We start from the raw sequence: 17,848 nt of genomic DNA on the forward strand, positions 1-17,848 counted from the left end.
GTCTCAACGACCCGTCACGCAGATGTCAGTTGTGGCCGAAGCTGCGCTTGCGCTTGTGGGTCGCCACATCGCCGGGGGCCGCCTCGACCTCGGGCTGGTGCTCCGTCTGCGCCACGGGACCGCGGTCCGTCCGCGGACCACGCTCGGCGGGACGCTGCTTGCGTTCACGGTTCTTGTTCTTGGCCATGGTGATGCCTCCTGTGGGGGATCTAGGGGCCAGGGCCGGGACCAGATTCACACAGGCCGACAACGATCGCATGTCGGACAATTACCGTGCGTGACAGGGCTGGTCGGAGAGGGAACCCCGGAAACGCCACGCCGAAGATCGAGTTCCGGCCGTTAACCTCCGCGCCGTCGGGCAGACTCGAAGCAAGCCCGAAGCAAACCTCCTGGGAAGAGGGTGAGTCGTGTGGACCGCTGCATCGTCCTGGTGGACGCCGGGTATCTGCTGGGAGCGGCGGCGAGTCTCCTCGCCGGGGAGCCCTCACGATCCCGCATCACCGTCGACCACACGGCCCTCATCCAGGGGCTGCGCGAACGCGCCGAGTCCGATACGCAGCAGCCCCTGCTGCGCATCTACTGGTTCGACGGCGCCCCCGACCGCGTCCCGCAGCCCGAGCACCGCCGGCTGCGCGTGATGCCCCGGGTCACCGTCCGGCTGGGCGCGCTGACCCGCAGCGACGGCCGCTGGGCGCAGAAGGGCGTGGACGCCGCGATGCACGCCGAGCTCACCGAGCTGGCCCGCAACCGCGCCTGCTCCGACGTCGTCCTCGTCACCGGCGACGGCGACCTGCTGCCCGGCATGATGGCCGCCAAGGAGCACGGTGTCGCGGTCCACCTGTGGGCCGTCCAGGCCGCCGACGGCGACTACAACCAGTCCGAGGACCTGGTCGCCGAGGCCGACGAGCGGCGCGTACTGGACCGGACGTGGATCACCAAAGCGGTCCGCGCCAAGGACTACACCGGCGTGTGCGCCCCGCAGCCCGTGCCCCGGCCCGAGATCGCCGCGATCCTCTCCGCGCCGCTGCCCGAGTCCTCCCTCGCCGCCTCGGCCGAGCGGCCCGCCCCGCCGCCCCCGCACCCCGTGGCGGGCCCCGGGCAGAACGGCACCGAGGAGCGGGGCCCCGCCCCAAAGGGCGTCCCCACGCCCAAAGACCTGGCGGCCCTGCGCGCCCCTGGAACCCAGCCCGCCCAGCCCCCCGCCTCCGCCACCCTCCGCTGGTCCTCCGACAAGGGCTGGGTCGACCGGCCCACGGCCGAGCCCCCAGAAGCCGCCTCGATGCCGACGCTCGCCCAGCTGACCACGGCCGAGCAGCGGTGGGCCGACCGCGAGGAGGACATCACCACGGTCGGCGGCGACCCGTACGAGGTGGGGCAGGTCTTCGCGCGGCGCTGGGTGGAGCGCCTCGGCGACCAGGGCCAGCTGCCGAAGCTCTCCGGGATGTACCCGCGCATCCCGCACCGGGTCGACGGGGAGCTGCTGCGCTACGCCGCCCGTTTCGGGCTGCTCGCCCACAAGGACGACCAGATCGACGAGCGGGACCGGTACGCCATCCGGGCCGGTTTCTGGCGGGAGATCGGCGTGCGCACGGGCGTGGAGCACACGCCCGTCGGTGACTGAGTCCTTGCGAGCGGATTTCCCGGAATCGACCGACCCGAGAACCGGCCGGGGTTCCCGACCCCGTAGTCTCGTCCCTTGTGAGTAAGCGCGCGGCACAGGCATTTCGGCACGATGGTGACGTCGTGTGCGCGGTCCGCGGGCTGACCAAGACCTATCCGGCCGTCCGGGGCCGGCGCGGCGCGCCCGGAACACCCGAGGTCCGGGCCACGGACGACGTACGACTGGACATCCGGCGCGGCGAGATCTTCGGCCTGCTCGGGCCGAACGGCGCCGGCAAGTCCACCCTCGTTCGGCAGCTCACCGGGCTGATGCGGCCCGACCGCGGCAGCGTGGAGATCCTCGGCCACGACATCGTCCGCCACCCGGAACGGGCCGCGCGCATCCTCGCCTACCTCGGCCAGGAGTCGACCGCCCTCGACGAGCTCACCGTGTCACTCGCCGCCGAGACCACCGGGCGGCTGCGCGGCCTGGACGTACGGGCCGCGCGGGCCGAGCGGGACGACGTACTGGACGAGCTGGGCCTCGCGCCGCTCGCCGGGCGGCCGCTGAAGAAGCTCTCCGGGGGCCAGCGGCGCCTGGCGTGCTTCGCCGCGGCCTTGGTGGGGGAGCGGTCGCTGCTCGTGCTCGACGAGCCGACCTCCGGCATGGACCCGGTGGCGCGGCGGGCCGTGTGGTCCGCCGTCGACCGGCGACGCGCCGAGCGCGGGACGACCGTGCTGCTCGTCACCCACAACGTCATCGAGGCCGAGACCGTACTGGACCGGGTGGCCGTCCTCGACCGGGGGAAGGTGATCGCCTGCGACACCCCGGCCGGGCTCAAGGAACAGGTCGCCGGTGAGGTGCGGGTGGAGCTGGTGTGGCGGGACGCGGCACCGCTGCACGTCCCCGAGGTGGCCGCGCTGCGGGACCGCGTCGTGGAGTCGGGCCGCCGCTGGACGCTCCGGCTCGGGCCCGAGGAGGCCCGGGCGGTCGTCGCCACCGTCACCGGTGGGGCCGCCTTCGCCGCCCTGGACGACTTCACGCTGGCCACGCCGAGCCTGGAGGACGTGTATCTCGCCCTGGGCGGTGCCGTGCAGCAGGGGCTGGTGAAGGCGTGAGGAGCACCGGGGCCCTGAGCGCGGAGGGCTTGAGCACGCAGGCCGCCGCATACGTACCGAACAGGGCGACTGCCGCAGTGGACCCGAGCGAAGGGGAGCAGCGCGACGTGAGTGTCGTACCCGCCGATGTCCTGCCGGGCAGTGCCCTGGCCGCGGAGGAGCCCGCCGCGAGCGCGGCCGAGCTCGGGCCCAGGGCGCGGCTGTGGCCCTCGCTGGCGGCCGTGTACCGGGCACAGCTGTCCCGGGCGCGGGTCGCGCGGATCCCGCTGCTGTTCGTGGCGACCTTCCAGTCGATCGGGATCATGATCCTGATGCGCGGCGTCGTGGACGACGGGGCCGAGGCGCAGGCGGTCGTCGCCGGGTCTTCGGTCCTGGTCGTCGCCTTCGTCGCGCTGAACCTGCTCGCGCAGTACTTCGGGCAGCTGCGGGCCAGTGGCGGACTCGACCACTACGCGACCCTGCCGGTGCCGCCGGCGGCGGTGGTGCTGGGCGCGGCGGGCGCGTACGCCTCGTTCACCGTGCCGGGAACCATCGTGACGGCGGTGTTCGGCTGTGCCCTGTTCGGGCTGCCGCTGGCCCATCTGTGGGTCCTCATGGCAGTGATCCCGCTCGCGGGCGCCGCGCTCGCCGGGCTGGGGGCGGCGCTGGGGCTGCTGGCGCCCCGGCCGGAACTGGCCACGCTGCTCGGTCAGCTGGGCATGTCGGCGGCGCTGCTGCTGGGCGTGCTGCCGGCGGACCGGATGCCGGAGGTCGTGCGCTTCGCACGGGACCTGCTGCCGTCGACCTACGGGGTCGAGGCCTTCGCGCGGACGTTCGGTCCGCATCCCGACTGGGCCTTCGTGCTCGGTGACCTCGCCGTGTGCGGGGTGGTGGGCGTCGTCTCGCTGGCCGTGGCGACCTGGGCGTACCGCCGGGCGGCCGTCCGTTGAGCGCGGAGCGGTCGTCCGGTGACGCGGCGCACAAGCGGGACTGGCACGATGGCAGGGTGACCGCACCACTGACTCCGCCACCACCACCGCATGAACGTTCCGCGCAGGACGCGTGGCAGCCGCCGGCCGCCGCACCCGGGGCGAACGGGCCCCAGGCTCCCGGGTCCCAGCACGCCGAGTACGCCGAAGGCGCCGGGCACGGCTGGTACGGACAGGACGGCCCCGGAATGAAGACCGAAGTGCGGGAAGCCGCCGTGATCTCGCTCGCCGTGGCGCTGGGCGGGGTGCTGCTCGGAGTGCTCTGGTGGTGGCTCGCGCCGCACGTGCCGCTGGTCGGTGACGTGGCCGAGGGCAACTGGGTCGTCTACCTCAAGGACACCGAGGGCGAGCAGGCCGTCGGGGTCGACGGCACGTTCACGCTGCTCGCGCTGGGCTTCGGGGTCGTCAGCGCGCTGGTCGTGTTCCTGCTGCGGCGGCGCGGGGGTGTGCCGCTGGTGGTGGGACTGGCCGTCGGAGGGCTGCTCGGGTCGTTGCTGGCGTGGCGGCTCGGGGTGTGGCTCGGGCCCGCGGAGGATGTCATCGCGCGGGCGCGGGATGTGGGGCGGGGGGTGACGTTCTCCGCGCCGTTGAAGCTGGGGGCGAAGGGGGCGTTGCTGGCCTGGCCGCTTGCCGCGCTGGTGTTGCATCTGGGGCTTACGGCGTTGTTCGGGCCTCGGGATCCTGAGCCGGAGTTCGAGCACGGGCCTTATGAGGCACCGCCTGCCGCGTAGGTGCTCGGCGTCTTGGCTGGGGCGGGGGGTTTCGCAGCCCGGCGTGGCGGGGTGCCGCTGCGCCCACCCGTGCCGCCCCCAGCGGCACGCATGCCCGCAGCTAAGCGGACTAAGGCCGACCGATGGGGGCCAGGACCGCTTCTGTCAGCTTCTGGAGGGACTCCGGTGACAGCTCCACCTCCAGCCCCCTCCTGCCCGCCGAGACGCAGATCGTCGGGTGGGTCGAGGCCGACTCGTCGAGGACCGTCGGGAGTTTCTTGCGCTGGCCCAAGGGTGAGATGCCGCCCCTGACATAGCCCGTGGTGCGTTCCGCCAGGGTCGGGTCGGCCATCGTGGCGCGTTTGCCGCCGACCGCTGCCGCCAGCGCCTTGAGGTCCAGTTGGCCCGCCACCGGGACCACGGCCACTGTCAGCGCGCCGTCGACGTCCGCCACCAGCGTCTTGAACACCCGGTCCGGTGAGACGCCCATCGCCTCGGCCGCCTCCTCGCCGTAGGAGGGGTGGGCGGGGTCGTGGTCGTAGGAGTGGACCGTGAACTCCACGCCCGCCGCCGTGAGGGCGACCGTCGCGGGCGTGCCCCCCGGCTGCTGTTGCTTCTTCGACTTCTTCGCCATGCCGGTCCGCTTCAGTTGAGGCTCATCGGGCCGCGCGTCAGTTCCGACGCCGGCAACGACGGCAGATTACGGATGATGGCCGTCTCCGAGCGAAGGAGTTTCAGCTCGTCGCGCAGGCGGGACGCCGTGTCGGGGGCCTGCAGCAGGCGCTGCTTGGACGGGGTGTCCAGCATCATCGCCGCCGCCACCAGATACGACACCACGCCCGGTTCGTCGGGCAGCTCGGCGCCGGTCGCCAGGGAGCGTTCCCGCGCGCCGGCCAGCCGCTTCTGGTACTGGCGGAAGGACCGCAGCACCCCCTCGGCCAGCGGCGCGGCCTCGTCGCCGGGCTCCTCGGGCAGCGTCTCCAGCTCGGCCGTCAGAAAGGGGCCGGACGCGTCGACGGACAGCAGCCGCACCCGGGAGGTGCCGGTCGCCAGCACCTCGAAGGAGCCGTCGGTCCGCTCCCGGATCGTCGCCGCGTCCGCCACACAGCCCACCTTGTGGAACGCCTTGACCGGGTCCGCGCCAAAACCGGCCAGCGGGCCCCGGTCGGGCAGGGCTGTCGGGTCGGGCATGCCGGGCGCGCTCGGGGCCACCTCGTGGCCGTCGCGGATCGCCACGACGGCGAACCGGCGCGGCTCGTCCTCCGGGGTCTTCAGCAGCTCGCGCATCATGGCGCGATACCGCTCCTCGAAGACGTTGAGCGGGAGCACGAGCCCCGGGAACAGCACCGAGTTCAGGGGGAAGAGGGGGAGCCGGACGGTGGTCACGACGCAAAAGCCTAATGGTCGCCGGGGCGGACTCGTCCGCCCCGTTCACTCCGTGGATGCCAGGGCGGCTGACCTGCCGTCGCGGCCCGGACCTCGTCACGTACCCGCAGGAAGTGTCCGAGCGGGTCGTCGGACACCTGGTCCCAGGGGAACGAGGTGGCGTACGGGCCGTTCAGCCGCAGCTGCTGGGCGGCGTCCTGCCAGCGCTCCAGGCACACCAGGACGAAGATCAGCAGGTTCCGCATCCGGGCGGGCCAGGGGTCGGCCGCCGGCAGCAGCGGGGACAGCGCGATCGCCCGGTCGGCGGCCGCGTCCAGTCGCTCGCGCGGCACCTCGGGTCCGCAGCCGTCGGTCAGATAGCCGAAGGCCGCCCGCAGCGGGAGCGCCTGGGCGAGCGCGTCGGCGGGCGCGTCCTGTGCGGCCCGGTCGGCGAAGTCGAAGCACTCCTGGTGCGAACCGTGCCAGTAGGCGGCCAGATAGCGCAGGGCCGCCACATGGGAGCCGTAGTGGTGCGGGGAGCGGCGTACGGCCGCCGCCCACAGCTCCTCGAAGTACTTGTGCCCGGCCTGCGCGCCCCGCGCGTGGTCGAGCGCGAGCCGCCAGGGCACCGGGTCCCGCTGGTCGCCCCGGGCCGCGGCCGTGAGCAGCGGGCTCACCTCGCGCAGCAGCTCGGTGCGGGCCGGCGAGAGCCAGGCGCGGTCCACCGCCAGCTGGGCCCCGACCAGCAGCGCGTCGGGGTCGTGCGGGGCGGTGGCGAGCCAGGCGTCCAGCCATTCGGGGCGCGAGTGGGCGAAGGCGGCCAGCCGGGTCACGTACCGGTCGCGTCGCTCCCACTCGGCCGCCGCGCGGGTGGCGTGGAGCAGCCCGGCGGCCGGTCCGTGATCGCCGCGGGCGGCGGCGACGAGCGCCGGACTCAGCCGTGCGTCGGGCGCGTCGAGCAGCACCTCGTCGTCGGCGTACGGCCCGCCGACGAGGTGGGGGGCGGTCCTTGTCATCCGGCTCGCGCGGATGAACGGGAGCTGCAGAGCCATGGTGTCGACCATTGAAAGACCGCTGGTCACAGCGGCGCCAGATCGTTCGGGGAACTCGCCGAAAGTTGTACGCCCGATGGTCAAGAGAAGGTAAAGGTGTGACAGTTCAACAACTGTGGTCACACCGGCAACATCAATTGCGCCGCAGCAGTCGTGTGGCCCCCGCCGCCACCGTCGTCGCCAGGATCCAGCCCAGCAGGATCATCGCGGTCGCCAGCCACTGCCAGCCGCCGCGCAGCTGCCAGAAGCCCACCTGGCCCAGGTCGATGACCGGCAGCAGCAGATCGAGCGTGAAGAGCGTGGGGCTCCACTCCGGATGCTCGCCCCGCTTCAGCGGCGGATGGCCGGCCTGCGCGAAGGCGAACGAGCCCGCCGCCCACAGCACCGCCATCCACACCGCCGCCCGGCCCGGCCGGTACCCGTAGGCGACCGTCCAGTCCTGCACATAGCCCCACAGTTTGGCGGCCGGCGGCAGGCTCTCGCGGTGCCGGCGCTGCTTGGCGAGCAGCACCTCGCGGGCGTCCTCGTCCTCCCCGCCGGCCCGCAACACGGACGCGAGACGCTCGTACGGCTCCGGGTTGTACTCGGCGGTCGCCGCCGCCACCCAGTCCAGCCGCTCGGCCAGCGGGAACGGGCCGCGCGGCACGAGGTTCTCGTAGGCGAAGCCGCCCATGTGCAGCCGCCCCGGGCCGGGCCAGGCGTCCGCCCGGTCCATCAGGTTGATGATCTTCGCCCCCGACAGCACCACGCGCCCGCGCGCCGGATGCTCCCCGAGGAACCGCAGCTCGGGCGTCTGCACCCGGCGCAGCGACAGCTCCTGGTCCTCGGTGAGGGCGAACCGGGCCCGCTCGAAGTCGACGGCGTCGCCGAACCGCCCGTCGTCGAGCCGTATCCCGCCCTCGCACTCGAACCGCTGGATCCGTGTGCCGCGCGCCGGGGTCATCCCGCTCATCGCCTGGGCGCCGACCCCCGCCGGGGTCAGATACAGGCTGCGCTCGACCGTCAGCTGCGGGGCGTTCAGCGCGAGCCGCGCGTAGGGGTTGGTCAGCCGCGCGCCGCGCAGGCTCAGCGAGACGCCGACGGTGGCGGCGCGCAGGCTCAGCTCGCCGTGCGACTCCAGCAGCTCGGCCTGTAAGTCCTGGCCGACGGTCAGGCCGTCCGCGGCGATCGACCGTCCGCTGCGGTCCCGGTGCGCGATCGCCTGGTTGAGCATCAGGTCCGTGCCGATCTGCGCGTCCGTGATCCGGATGCCGCGGTGGAAGCGGCAGCGCGGCAGATGCAGATCGCCCTCGGTGTGCACCCGGGCCGCCTCGAGGCGCGGCACCGAGCAGTCCACCATCCGCAGGGTGGTGAAGCGGGCCTCCGGCAGCAGCACGTCCTGCTCGAACCGGCACTGGCGCATCTCGACGTACGGCACCACCGTGCCCCCCGCGAGATCCAGCGAGCCGCTGATCCGGATGCCGGCCAGCTTCAGCGCCGACACCCGGCCGGCCAGGGCGGGCGGGCCGTCGAGAAGCAGCCAGCAGACGACCCGGGCCCGCACGGTCCGCTCCTCGCCCCAGGGCCGGCCGCCGTGCGGATCGTCCACCAGCGGGTCACCGCTGCTCAGGTCGTACACGCTGCCGTCTCGGAAGGCCTGCCACATACCGGCCTCGACCGCGGTCAGGTCTTCGGGCACATCCCCGGCGCGCACGCCGGCCCCCTGGGTCACGTCGTTCCCTTCCTCCCCGGGTACTCGCGGGTTGGTCTCTTCGTACAACTGTTCATGCCCGCTGGGTGACCCACCGAACGCGAAACGTGAAGGGGATCTTCCGGCTTCCCCCCGCGTTCTGTATCAGCCATTGATACGCGCGGACGACGCGTCACCCAGGTCTGAGAGAATTGAGCACGTGATCTCCCGAATCGATCTGCGCGGCGACGCCCTCCCCGAGGGCACCGCTCTGCGTGACCTGCTGCCCCGAGCCGACTTCGACGTAGCGGCCGCCCTGGAGAAGGTGCGTCCGATCTGCGAGGACGTGCATCATCGGGGCGACGCGGCGCTGATCGACTTCGCCGAGCGGTTCGACGGGGTCAGGCTCGACCAGGTACGGGTACCGGCCGCCGCGCTCACCCGCGCGCTGGAGGAGCTCGACCCGGCCGTGCGCGCGGCCCTGGAGGAGTCCATCCGCCGCGCCCGGATCGTCCACCGCGCGCAGCGCCGCGACACGCACACCACCCAGGTGGTGCCCGGCGGTGCCGTGACCGAGAAGTGGGTCCCGGTCGAGCGGGTCGGGCTGTACGCGCCCGGCGGCCGTTCCGTGTACCCCTCCTCCGTGATCATGAACGTGGTGCCCGCGCAGGAGGCCGGCGTCGAGTCGATCGCGCTCGCCTCTCCCGCCCAGTCCGAGTTCGGCGGCCTGCCGCACCCGACGATCCTCGCCGCCTGCGCGCTGCTCGGCGTCGACGAGGTGTACGCGGCGGGCGGTGCCACGGCCGTCGCGATGTTCGCCTACGGCACCGAGTCCTGCGCGCCCGCGAACATGGTCACCGGCCCCGGCAACATCTGGGTCGCCGCCGCCAAGCGCTACTTCACCGGCAAGATCGGCATCGACGCCGAGGCCGGCCCGACCGAGATCGCGGTCCTCGCCGACGACACGGCCGACCCGGTGCACGTCGCCTCCGACCTGATCAGCCAGGCCGAGCACGACCCGCTGGCCGCCGCCGTGCTCGTCACCGACTCCGTCGAGCTCGCGGACGCCGTGGAGAAGGAGCTGGAGCCGCAGATCGCGGCCACCCGGCACGTCGACGACCGGATCGTCCCGGCCCTGTCCGGCAAGCAGTCCGCGATCGTGCTGGTCGACGGCGTCGACGAGGGCCTCAGGGTCGTCGACGCGTACGGCGCCGAGCACCTGGAGATCCAGACGGCCGACGCCGCGGCGGTAGCCGACCGGGTCCGCAACGCCGGCGCGATCTTCATCGGCCCCTGGGCCCCCGTCTCCCTCGGGGACTACGCGGCCGGCTCCAACCACGTCCTGCCCACCGGCGGCTGCGCCTGCCACTCCTCGGGCCTGTCCGTCCAGTCCTTCCTGCGCGGCATCCACATCGTCGACTACACACGGGACGCGCTGGCCGAGGTCGCGCACCATGTGGTGACGCTGGCGGAGGCGGAGGACCTGCCGGCACACGGCGCGGCGATCAAGGCGAGGTTCGGGTGGAAGGTTCCAGAAGGCAAGTGACAGGCATCGACGATCTCCCCGTACGGGACGAGCTGCGCGGCAAGTCCCCCTACGGCGCGCCCCAGCTGGACGTCCCCGTACGGCTGAACACCAACGAGAACCCCTACCCGCTGCCCGAGCCGCTGGTCGAGCGCATCGCCGAGCGGGTCCGTGAGGCGGCCCGGAACCTCAACCGCTACCCGGACCGGGACGCGGTCGAGCTGCGCACCAAGCTCGCCCAGTACCTGACGGACACCTCCGGCCACGAGGTCGGCCTGGCCAACGTCTGGGCCGCCAACGGCTCCAACGAGGTCATCCAGCAGCTGCTGCAGACCTTCGGCGGGCCGGGCCGTACGGCGATCGGCTTCGAGCCGTCGTACTCGATGCACGGGCTCATCTCGCGCGGCACGGGCACGGGCTGGATCTCCGGGCCCCGGGGCGAGGACTTCACGATCGACCTGGCGGCGGCCGAGAAGGCGATCGCAGAGAACCGGCCCGACGTCGTCTTCGTCACCACCCCCAACAACCCGACCGGCAACGCCGTCCCGCCCGAGACCGTCCTCGCGCTGTACGAGGCCGCGCAGGCGGCCAAGCCGTCGATGGTCGTGGTTGACGAGGCGTACATCGAGTTCAGCCACGGCGACTCGCTGCTGCCGCTGCTCGACGGGCGCCCGAACCTGGTCATCTCCCGCACGATGTCGAAGGCGTTCGGCGCGGCGGGCCTGCGCCTCGGCTACCTCGCCGCGCACCCGGCCGTGGTGGACGCCGTCCAGCTCGTCCGGCTGCCCTACCACCTGTCGGCCGTGACCCAGGCGACCGCCCTGGCCGCCCTGGAGCACACCGGAACGCTGCTGGGCTACGTCGAGCAGCTCAAGGCCGAGCGGGACCGGCTGGTGCGCGAACTGCGCGCGACCGGCTACGACGTCGTCGAGTCCGATGCCAACTTCGTGCAGTTCGGCAGGTTCGAGGACGCGCACACGGCCTGGCAGAAGATCCTCGACCAGGGCGTTCTGGTCCGGGACAACGGCATCCCCGGGTGGCTGCGGGTGTCGGCCGGAACCCCCGAAGAGAACGACGCGTTCCTCGACGCGGTTCGCGCACTGAAGAAGGAGCAGAGTCAATGAGCCGCACCGGACGCGTGGAGCGGACGACCAAGGAGACCACGGTCCTCGTCGAGATAGACCTCGACGGCACCGGCAAGACGGAGATCTCCACCGGCGTCGGCTTCTACGACCACATGCTCGACCAGCTCGGCCGGCACGGTCTGTTCGACCTGACCGTGAAGACCGAGGGCGATCTGCACATCGACTCGCACCACACCATCGAGGACACCGCCCTCGCGCTCGGCGCCGCCTTCAAGCAGGCCCTCGGCGACAAGGTGGGGATCTACCGCTTCGGCAATTGCACGGTCCCGCTGGACGAGTCCCTCGCGCAGGTCACCGTCGACCTGTCCGGCCGCCCCTACCTCGTGCACACCGAGCCCGAGAAGATGGCGCCGATGATCGGCGAGTACGACACCACGATGACGCGGCACATCCTGGAGTCCTTCGTGGCCCAGGCCCAGATCGCGCTGCACGTGCACGTGCCCTACGGGCGTAACGCGCACCACATCGTGGAGTGCCAGTTCAAGGCGCTGGCCCGGGCTCTGCGCTACGCGTCCGAGCGTGACCCGCGCGCGGCCGGCATCCTCCCCTCCACGAAGGGCGCCCTGTGAACGGCATCTCGACCTTGCTGATCGTCGTCGGCCTGTTCCTCGCCGGCGGGATCTACTCCTTCGTCAAGCAGAAGATGCCCAAGGGCCTGATCGTGCTGCTGTCGATCGGTGCCGCGATGTGCCTCGTGGCCGGCGTGGTGAGGCTGGAGGTGTGGAATTGAGCACCCCTCAGAAAAGCGTGGTGGTCTTCGACTACGGCTTCGGCAACGTCCGCTCCGCCGAGCGGGCCCTCGCGCGCGCGGGAGCCGACGTCGAGATCACGCGTGACTACGACAAGGCCATGAACGCCGACGGGCTGCTCGTCCCGGGCGTCGGAGCCTTCGCCTCCTGCATGAAGGGGCTGCGCGAGGCGCGCGGCGACTGGATCGTCGACCGCAGGCTCTCCGGCGGCCGTCCGGTCATGGGCATCTGCGTCGGCATGCAGATCCTCTTCGCGCGCGGCATCGAGCACGGCGTGGAGACCGACGGCCTCGACGAGTGGCCCGGCTCGGTCGAGCCGCTCCAGGCCGACGTCGTACCCCACATGGGCTGGAACACCGTGGAGGTCGCGGCCGGCTCGCAGCTGTTCGCCGGCCTGGAGGCGGACGCCCGCTTCTACTTCGTGCACTCCTACGCCGTCCACGACTGGTCGCTGGAGACCCACAACCCGACCCTCGCGCCCCCCAAGGTGACCTGGTCGACCCACGGCAAGCCGTTCGTCGCGGCCGTCGAGAACGGCGCCCTGTGGGCCACGCAGTTCCACCCCGAGAAGTCCGGCGACGCCGGAGCGCAGCTGCTGAACAACTGGATCGGAACCCTCTGAGATGGCTTCGAAGCTCGAACTCCTCCCCGCCGTAGACGTCCGTGACGGCCAGGCGGTCCGCCTGGTGCACGGCGAGTCCGGCTCGGAGACCTCCTACGGCTCGCCCCTGGAGGCCGCCCTCGCCTGGCAGCGGTCCGGCGCCGAGTGGCTGCACCTGGTCGACCTGGACGCCGCGTTCGGCACCGGGAACAACCGCGAGCTGATCGCCGAGGTCGCGCAGGCCATGGACATCAAGGTGGAGCTGTCCGGCGGCATCCGCGACGACGACACCCTCGCCGCCGCCCTGGCCACCGGCTGCAAGCGGGTGAACCTCGGCACGGCCGCACTGGAGACCCCCGAGTGGGTCGCCAAGGTCATCGCCGAGCACGGCGACCAGATCGCCGTCGGCCTCGACGTACGCGGCACGACCCTGCGCGGCCGGGGCTGGACCCGCGACGGCGGCGACCTCTACGAGACGCTGGCGCGCCTCGACCAGGAGGGCTGCGCCCGGTACGTCGTCACGGACATCGCCAAGGACGGCACGCTCCAGGGCCCGAACCTGGAGCTGCTGCGCAACGTGTGCGCCGCCACCGACCGCCCTGTCGTGGCCTCCGGCGGCGTGTCCTCGCTGGACGACCTGCGGGCCATCGCCGAGCTCGTCCCCCTCGGTGTCGAGGGCGCGATCGTAGGGAAGGCGCTGTACGCGAAGGCGTTCACCCTGGAAGAGGCCTTGGAGGCTGTGTCGTCATGACCACCCGGCGCGTGCAGAGCGGAAGTCCCTGGGAAGAGTCCTTCGGTTTTGCACGCGCCGTCGAGGCGGGCGACCGGGTGCTCGTCGCGGGCACGACCGCCTTCAAGGGCGATGTGCTCTACGGCGAGGGCGACCCGTACGAGCAGGCCAAGGTGGCCTTCACCACCGCCCTGGAGGCGATCGCCGAGTTCGGACTCACGGCCGATTCCGTGATCCGCACCCGGGTGTATCTGGCCCACGCACGGGACGTCGACGCCGTGGGCCGGGCCCACAAGGAACTGTTCGACGCCGTACGGCCGGTCACGACCCTGCTGGTCGTGGAGGGCTTCATCGACTCCCGGGTGCTGGTGTCGGTCGAAGTGGAAGCATTCAGAGGGAACCAGAGGAGCACGAACCCATGACCCTGGCGGTCCGAGTCATCCCCTGCCTGGACGTGGACAACGGCCGGGTCGTCAAGGGCGTCAACTTCCAGAACCTGCGCGACGCGGGCGACCCCGTCGAGATGGCCAAGGTGTACGACGCCGAGGGCGCCGACGAGCTGACGTTCCTGGACATCACCGCCTCGTCGGGCAACCGCGAGACGACGTACGACGTGGTGCGCCGCACCGCCGAGCAGGTCTTCATCCCGCTGACGGTCGGCGGCGGCGTCCGCACGGCCGAGGACGTGGACAAGCTGCTGCGGGCGGGCGCGGACAAGGTCGGCGTCAACACGGCGGCGATCGCCCGCCCCGAGCTGATCCGCGAGATCGCCGAGCGCTTCGGCCGTCAGGTGCTGGTCCTCTCGGTGGACGCCCGCCGCACCGAGTCGGGCTCCTTCGAGGTGACCACCCACGGCGGCCGCAAGGGCACCGGCATCGACGCCGTCGAGTGGGCGCACCGGGCCGCCGAGCTGGGCGCGGGCGAGATCCTGCTCAACTCGATGGACGCGGACGGCACGAAGGACGGCTACGACCTGGAGATGATCCGGGACGTACGCAAGCACGTGACCGTCCCCGTCATCGCCTCGGGCGGCGCCGGCAAGCTGACCGACTTCGCGCCGGCCGTCGAGGCCGGCGCGGACGCGGTACTGGCCGCGTCGGTCTTCCACTTCGGGGACCTGCGCATCGGCGAGGTCAAGGAGACGCTGCGGGAGGCGGGCCACCCGGTGCGGTGACGCCCCTCGCTGGGAACTCCCTGACCCCTTCGCTGGGACTCCCAGCCCTCTTCGCTGGGAGTCCCTGCCTCAGATGCCCAGCTGCTTCGTCTCGTGCAGCTTCGCGATCGCGTTCTCGTCGCCGTCCAGGTCGACCTTGGCCGCGCTCTGCCGGCCGTAGGAGAACAGGACCAGCTCGGAGGGCTCGCCGGTCACCGTGACGACCGGGGTGCCGCGCTGGGCGACTGCCGTCTGGCCGTCGGGGCGGCGCAGGACCAGGCCCGTCGGGACGCCGCGGCCCATCAGCCGGGCGGTGCGCTCCAGACGGGACCACAGGGCGTCCTGGAAGACCGCGTCGAGCTCGCGCGCGGACCAGTCGGGCTGGGCCCGGCGGACGTCCTCCGTGTGGACGTAGAACTCGATGAGGTTGGACGCCTCGTCGACCGGCTTGAGGGAGAAGGGCGAGAAGCGCGGCGGGCCCGTACGGATCAGCTGGATCAGCTCCTCGTACGGCTTGCCGGTGTACTCGCCCATCACCCGGTCCAGGCGGGACGCGAGCTGCTTGATCAGTATCCCGCCGGCGGCGTCGGGGCGGCGCTCGCGCACCACCACGTGCGCGGCGAGGTCCCGGGTCGTCCAGCCCTCGCACAGGGTGGGCGCGTCCGGGCCCGCGGTCTCCAACAGATCGGCGAGGAGAAGTCGTTCACGCTTGGCATGGGTCGACATGCGGCAAGCCTACGACCGTGCACCGGGTCCGGACAGTGGACACTCCACCGGCCCTGTCAGTGGCGCCCGGCACAATGGACCACATGACCAGCATGCCCAGCCGCCTCGACCCGGAGATCGCCGCGCGCCTCAAGCGCAGCGCCGACGGCCTCCTGCCCGCCATCGCCCAGCAGTACGACACCGGAGAGGTGCTGATGCTCGGCTGGATGGACGACGAGGCCCTGCATCGCACCCTGACCACCGGCCGCTGCACGTACTGGTCCCGCAGCCGCCAGGAGTACTGGGTCAAGGGCGACACCTCCGGGCACTTCCAGTGGGTCAGGTCCGTCGCCCTGGACTGCGACGCCGACACCGTGCTCGTCAAGGTCGACCAGGTCGGCGCCGCCTGCCACACCGGAGCCCGCACCTGCTTCGACGAGGACGTGCTGCTCAAGGACGGCGGTTCGGACCCCGCCGCCGCGGATCAGTAAGGTCAGCCGCCATGGACCTCGAGACGTTCCGCAAGCTCGCCACCGACCGGCGGGTCATCCCGGTCACCCGCAAGCTCCTCGCCGACGGCGACACCCCGGTCGCGCTCTACCGCAAGCTCGCCGCCGAGCGCCCCGGCACCTTCCTGCTGGAGTCCGCCGAGAACGGCCGCTCCTGGTCCCGGTACTCGTTCGTCGGAGTCCGCAGCGCCGCCACCCTGACCACACGCGACGGACAGGCGCACTGGCTCGGCACCCCGCCCGTCGGCGTCCCCACCGACGGCGACCCGCTCGCCGCCCTGCGCGCCACCATCGAGGCCCTGCACACCCCGCACCAGGAGGGCATGCCGCCCTTCACCGGCGGCATGGTCGGCTACCTCGGCTACGACATCGTCCGCCGACTGGAGAAGATCGGCCCCGGCGAGCGGGACGATCTGAAGCTGCCCGAGCTGACCATGCTCCTCACCAGCGACCTCGCCGTCATGGACCACTGGGAGGGCTCGGTCCTGCTGATCGCCAACGCGATCAACCACAACGACCTCGACACCGGCGTCGACGAGGCGTACGCGGACGCGATCGCCCGTCTGGACGCCATGGAGGCGGACCTCTCGCGCGCGGTGGCCCAGCCCCCCGCCGTCCTGCCGCCCTCCGAGCTCCCCGAGTACTCCGCGCTCTGGGGCGGCCCCGACTTCCAGGAGGCCGTCGAGGACATCAAGGAGCGCATCCGGGCCGGCGAGGCCTTCCAGGTGGTGCCCTCCCAGCGCTTCGAGACACCGTGCACGGCGAGCGCGCTGGACGTCTACCGGGTCCTCAGGGCGACCAACCCGTCGCCGTACATGTACCTGTTCCGCTTCGACGGGTTCGACGTCGCCGGCTCGTCCCCCGAGGCCCTGGTCAAGGTCGAGGACGGACGGGCCATGGTCCACCCCATCGCGGGCACCCGCTGGCGCGGCGCCACCCCGCAGGAGGACCAGGCCCTCGCCGACGAACTCCTCGCCGACCCCAAGGAGCGCGCCGAGCACCTCATGCTCGTCGACCTGGGGCGCAACGACCTGGGGCGGGTCTGCGAGCCCGGCTCGGTCGAGGTCGTCGACTTCATGTCCATCGAGAAGTACTCGCACGTCATGCACATCGTCTCGACGGTGACGGGCCGCGTCGCCCCGGGCCGCACGGCCTTCGACGTCCTCACCGCCTGCTTCCCGGCCGGCACCCTCTCCGGCGCCCCGAAGCCCCGCGCCATGCAGATCATCGACGAACTCGAACCGTCCCGGCGCGGGCTGTACGGCGGCTGCGTCGGCTATCTCGACTTCGCGGGCGACTCCGACACCGCCATCGCCATCCGCACGGCCCTGCTGCGCGACGGCACCGCCTACGTCCAGGCGGGCGCGGGCATCGTCGCCGACTCCGACCCGGTCGCCGAGGACACCGAGTGCCGCAACAAGGCGGCGGCGGTCCTGCGGGCCGTCCACACGGCGAACCGGCTGGGAAAGGCCTGAGATGAACCCCGGGTGACGGTTCGCCCGGGGTTCAGGCGATAGTGGAGTACGTGACTGCTGTACCGCACCCACGTTCCCAAGCCTCCGGATCCGCCCGGGCCGGCCGCCTGAGCCTCGCCGTCGCACTGCTGTGCGGCGCGCTCGGCGCTGCCGTGGCGCTGCTCGCCACCCGGCAGAGCTGGTCGGAGGGCACCGCGACGGTGGCCGGTGGCGCCTTCCCCCTGACCGCCACGGGCAGCGACGTCACGGGCGTGCCCGCGGCGCTCGCCGTCGTGGGCCTCGCCGCGCTCGTCGCCGTCTTCGCCGTCCGCCGGGGCGGCCGCGTCGTGGTGGCCGCCCTGCTGGCGCTCTCCGGCGCGGGCACCGTCGCCGCCGCCCTGCTCGGTGCCTCCGACAGCTCCGCACTCGACGAGAAGGCCGCCGAGGTCTCCGGCGACACCTCCGCCTCCGTCGCGGCCCTCAGCCACACCGCCTGGCCCTACGTCGCGGCAGTCGGGGGCGTCCTGCTCCTCCTGGCCGGACTGCTCGCCCTGCGCTACGGCCGGCTGTGGCCCGCGATGTCCGGCCGCTACGAGCGGGACGGCACGCCCCGGCCGCGCCGCAAGGCCCCCGCCGTCGACCCCGACCGGCCCGAGGACCTGTGGAAGGCACTCGACCGGGGCGAGGACCCGACCGGGGCGTGACGCCTTCCCCGAGCGGGGCCCGGGGAAGCGGAGGGAGCACCCCCGCTCACCGGACGCGCGCCCGTGCGGGACAATGGGCGCGAGCGTCCTG

General features: G+C 72.4%; 21 protein-coding genes. 15 read left to right on the forward strand and 6 right to left on the reverse strand.

Features of this window, described 5'->3' with window-relative positions:
• Positions 1-25 precede the first annotated feature (25 nt).
• Entirely contained in the window at positions 26-187 is a 162-nt protein-coding gene (locus ACWIF2_RS12915; RefSeq protein WP_454360215.1) for a hypothetical protein, read from the reverse strand.
• Positions 188-409: 222 nt separating this feature from the next.
• Here ACWIF2_RS12915 and ACWIF2_RS12920 point away from each other — a divergent pair, with 222 nt between their 5' ends.
• The 4 genes from ACWIF2_RS12920 to ACWIF2_RS12935 all read left to right on the forward strand — a co-directional run bounded on the left by ACWIF2_RS12920 (position 410) and on the right by ACWIF2_RS12935 (position 4,417).
• Positions 410-1,621: an NYN domain-containing protein gene (locus ACWIF2_RS12920; RefSeq protein WP_454360216.1), complete on the forward strand. Its 1,212-nt coding sequence runs from the start codon at positions 410-412 to the stop codon at positions 1,619-1,621.
• Between the two features lie 122 nt (positions 1,622-1,743).
• Positions 1,744-2,718, forward strand: coding sequence for an ABC transporter ATP-binding protein (locus ACWIF2_RS12925; protein ID WP_382499059.1), 975 nt, complete (start codon positions 1,744-1,746; stop codon positions 2,716-2,718).
• 107 nt (positions 2,719-2,825) lie between these two features.
• Positions 2,826-3,647: an ABC transporter permease gene (locus tag ACWIF2_RS12930; RefSeq protein WP_454360217.1), complete on the forward strand. Its 822-nt coding sequence runs from the start codon at positions 2,826-2,828 to the stop codon at positions 3,645-3,647.
• 56 nt (positions 3,648-3,703) lie between these two features.
• A complete protein-coding gene (locus ACWIF2_RS12935) occupies positions 3,704-4,417 on the forward strand; it encodes an AAA family ATPase (protein WP_454360218.1) in 714 nt (237 codons plus the stop codon).
• A gap of 109 nt (positions 4,418-4,526) precedes the next feature.
• Here ACWIF2_RS12935 and ybaK read toward each other — a convergent pair whose 3' ends face one another.
• The 4 genes from ybaK to ACWIF2_RS12955 form a co-directional block, all read right to left on the reverse strand.
• Positions 4,527-5,030: a Cys-tRNA(Pro) deacylase gene (gene ybaK, locus ACWIF2_RS12940; RefSeq protein ID WP_454360219.1), complete on the reverse strand. Its 504-nt coding sequence runs from the start codon at positions 5,028-5,030 to the stop codon at positions 4,527-4,529.
• A gap of 11 nt (positions 5,031-5,041) precedes the next feature.
• Positions 5,042-5,782: an LON peptidase substrate-binding domain-containing protein gene (locus tag ACWIF2_RS12945; RefSeq protein WP_189729016.1), complete on the reverse strand. Its 741-nt coding sequence runs from the start codon at positions 5,780-5,782 to the stop codon at positions 5,042-5,044.
• 11 nt (positions 5,783-5,793) lie between these two features.
• Positions 5,794-6,825, reverse strand: a complete 1,032-nt coding sequence (locus ACWIF2_RS12950; RefSeq protein ID WP_454360220.1) for a hypothetical protein — start codon at positions 6,823-6,825, stop codon at positions 5,794-5,796.
• Between the two features lie 121 nt (positions 6,826-6,946).
• Complete coding sequence (locus ACWIF2_RS12955) at positions 6,947-8,524, reverse strand: oxidoreductase (RefSeq protein ID WP_454360221.1); 1,578 nt, start codon at positions 8,522-8,524, stop codon at positions 6,947-6,949.
• Positions 8,525-8,702: 178 nt separating this feature from the next.
• Here ACWIF2_RS12955 and hisD point away from each other — a divergent pair, with 178 nt between their 5' ends.
• Genes hisD through hisF form a run of 8 tightly spaced genes read left to right on the forward strand, consistent with a single transcriptional unit; the run spans position 8,703 to position 14,406 of the window.
• On the forward strand, positions 8,703-10,028 hold the full coding sequence (hisD, locus tag ACWIF2_RS12960) for a histidinol dehydrogenase (RefSeq protein ID WP_454360222.1): 1,326 nt from the start codon (positions 8,703-8,705) through the stop codon (positions 10,026-10,028).
• Positions 10,025-11,131, forward strand: coding sequence for a histidinol-phosphate transaminase (locus ACWIF2_RS12965; RefSeq protein WP_454360223.1), 1,107 nt, complete (start codon positions 10,025-10,027; stop codon positions 11,129-11,131). The genes hisD and ACWIF2_RS12965 overlap by 4 nt, the downstream gene beginning before the upstream one ends.
• Positions 11,128-11,721: an imidazoleglycerol-phosphate dehydratase HisB gene (hisB, locus tag ACWIF2_RS12970; protein ID WP_030248649.1), complete on the forward strand. Its 594-nt coding sequence runs from the start codon at positions 11,128-11,130 to the stop codon at positions 11,719-11,721. The genes ACWIF2_RS12965 and hisB overlap by 4 nt, the downstream gene beginning before the upstream one ends.
• A complete protein-coding gene (locus tag ACWIF2_RS12975) occupies positions 11,718-11,882 on the forward strand; it encodes a hypothetical protein (RefSeq protein WP_355826654.1) in 165 nt (54 codons plus the stop codon). The genes hisB and ACWIF2_RS12975 overlap by 4 nt, the downstream gene beginning before the upstream one ends.
• On the forward strand, positions 11,879-12,523 hold the full coding sequence (gene hisH / locus ACWIF2_RS12980; RefSeq protein ID WP_454360224.1) for an imidazole glycerol phosphate synthase subunit HisH: 645 nt from the start codon (positions 11,879-11,881) through the stop codon (positions 12,521-12,523). The genes ACWIF2_RS12975 and hisH overlap by 4 nt, the downstream gene beginning before the upstream one ends.
• 1 nt (position 12,524) lies before the next feature.
• The gene (priA, locus tag ACWIF2_RS12985) at positions 12,525-13,253 is read left to right on the forward strand and encodes a bifunctional 1-(5-phosphoribosyl)-5-((5-phosphoribosylamino)methylideneamino)imidazole-4-carboxamide isomerase/phosphoribosylanthranilate isomerase PriA (protein WP_454360225.1); all 729 of its coding nucleotides are present in this window, start codon (positions 12,525-12,527) and stop codon (positions 13,251-13,253) included.
• Positions 13,250-13,654, forward strand: a complete 405-nt coding sequence (locus ACWIF2_RS12990; RefSeq protein ID WP_454360226.1) for a RidA family protein — start codon at positions 13,250-13,252, stop codon at positions 13,652-13,654. Before priA ends, ACWIF2_RS12990 begins: the two co-directional genes overlap by 4 nt.
• Entirely contained in the window at positions 13,651-14,406 is a 756-nt protein-coding gene (gene hisF / locus ACWIF2_RS12995; RefSeq protein ID WP_454360227.1) for an imidazole glycerol phosphate synthase subunit HisF, read from the forward strand. Before ACWIF2_RS12990 ends, hisF begins: the two co-directional genes overlap by 4 nt.
• A gap of 69 nt (positions 14,407-14,475) precedes the next feature.
• On the opposite strand, the gene ACWIF2_RS13000 is transcribed toward hisF, so the two are convergent.
• Positions 14,476-15,111 (reverse strand): TIGR03085 family metal-binding protein, encoded by a 636-nt coding sequence (locus ACWIF2_RS13000; RefSeq protein WP_454360228.1) that lies wholly within the window; start codon positions 15,109-15,111, stop codon positions 14,476-14,478.
• A gap of 83 nt (positions 15,112-15,194) precedes the next feature.
• Here ACWIF2_RS13000 and hisI point away from each other — a divergent pair, with 83 nt between their 5' ends.
• Genes hisI through ACWIF2_RS13015 form a run of 3 tightly spaced genes read left to right on the forward strand, consistent with a single transcriptional unit; the run spans position 15,195 to position 17,757 of the window.
• A complete protein-coding gene (hisI, locus tag ACWIF2_RS13005) occupies positions 15,195-15,581 on the forward strand; it encodes a phosphoribosyl-AMP cyclohydrolase (protein WP_454360229.1) in 387 nt (128 codons plus the stop codon).
• Between the two features lie 11 nt (positions 15,582-15,592).
• Positions 15,593-17,074 carry an anthranilate synthase component I gene (locus tag ACWIF2_RS13010; RefSeq protein WP_454360230.1) on the forward strand — a complete coding sequence of 494 codons (1,482 nt, stop codon included), beginning with the start codon at positions 15,593-15,595 and terminating at the stop codon, positions 17,072-17,074.
• Between the two features lie 41 nt (positions 17,075-17,115).
• Positions 17,116-17,757 (forward strand): TIGR02234 family membrane protein, encoded by a 642-nt coding sequence (locus tag ACWIF2_RS13015; RefSeq protein ID WP_454360231.1) that lies wholly within the window; start codon positions 17,116-17,118, stop codon positions 17,755-17,757.
• Positions 17,758-17,848: the final 91 nt, after the last annotated feature.

It is taken from the genome of Streptomyces sp. NPDC055506, assembly GCF_053643595.1.

Bases quoted from the DNA above. Each gene is read 5' to 3' on its own strand.
- ACWIF2_RS12915 (WP_454360215.1), bottom strand. From the start codon at position 187: ATGGCCAAGAACAAGAACCGTGAACGCAAGCAGCGTCCCGCCGAGCGT.
- ybaK (WP_454360219.1), bottom strand. From the start codon at position 5,030: ATGGCGAAGAAGTCGAAGAAGCAACAGCAGCCGGGGGGCACGCCCGCG.
- ACWIF2_RS12950 (WP_454360220.1), bottom strand. From the start codon at position 6,825: ATGGTCGACACCATGGCTCTGCAGCTCCCGTTCATCCGCGCGAGCCGG.
- hisB (WP_030248649.1), top strand. From the start codon at position 11,128: ATGAGCCGCACCGGACGCGTGGAGCGGACGACCAAGGAGACCACGGTC.
- priA (WP_454360225.1), top strand. From the start codon at position 12,525: ATGGCTTCGAAGCTCGAACTCCTCCCCGCCGTAGACGTCCGTGACGGC.
- ACWIF2_RS12990 (WP_454360226.1), top strand. From the start codon at position 13,250: ATGACCACCCGGCGCGTGCAGAGCGGAAGTCCCTGGGAAGAGTCCTTC.
- hisF (WP_454360227.1), top strand. From the start codon at position 13,651: ATGACCCTGGCGGTCCGAGTCATCCCCTGCCTGGACGTGGACAACGGC.
- ACWIF2_RS13000 (WP_454360228.1), bottom strand. From the start codon at position 15,111: ATGTCGACCCATGCCAAGCGTGAACGACTTCTCCTCGCCGATCTGTTG.
- hisI (WP_454360229.1), top strand. From the start codon at position 15,195: ATGACCAGCATGCCCAGCCGCCTCGACCCGGAGATCGCCGCGCGCCTC.
- ACWIF2_RS13010 (WP_454360230.1), top strand. From the start codon at position 15,593: ATGGACCTCGAGACGTTCCGCAAGCTCGCCACCGACCGGCGGGTCATC.